General features: G+C 44.1%; 1 protein-coding gene. It reads left to right on the top strand.

Annotated features, from left to right (window positions below; all coding sequences use genetic code 11):
- Positions 1 to 585 (top strand): IS110 family transposase (locus tag LPKJCM_RS11590; protein WP_165758610.1); only part of this gene is annotated, 585 nt, incomplete at both ends.

Here is a 585-nt window from a genome sequence, read left to right on the forward strand (position 1 = left end):
GACTGTGGTCACCTTGAATCCTAAAGTGACGCACCGTTACAGTAAGTTATTTGATGATGATAAGACCGATACCGTTGATGCCTTTCACATTGCCGATTTCTTACGGATCGGCCGGTATCAAGTTCCGGTTACCCGCGATGAAAAGCACATCGCTTTACAACGCTTGACCCGGGAACGGTACCACTTAGTCCATCAGATCAATGATTGTAAAAATCACTTTTTAAATAACCTGTACTACAAGGTGAACACCATCGATACGGTCTTGCCTACCTCAGTCTTTGGGTCAACCATGCTTAGCATTCTGAGTGATGAGAAGTATTCCCTAGATGACCTGGTTCAGATACCCTTGTCAGCCTTAACTGATGAGCTAAATCATTTATCTCATGGCCGGTTTGGCGATGCCAAAAGTGTTGCCAAAGCACTGAAGAAAGCCATTAGAAGTTCTTATCGGCTTAGCAAGACGGTTGCCGATTCCGTTGATCAAGTATTGGCCATGTACGCTAATCAGTTGCGGATGCTTAATCAACAGCTAAAGCTGTTAAATAAAAGCATTTCTGATCTGTGCTCGGTCATTTCAGGTGCAGA

Source organism: Lentilactobacillus parakefiri (assembly GCF_002157585.1).
Lineage (GTDB): Bacteria > Bacillota > Bacilli > Lactobacillales > Lactobacillaceae > Lentilactobacillus > Lentilactobacillus parakefiri.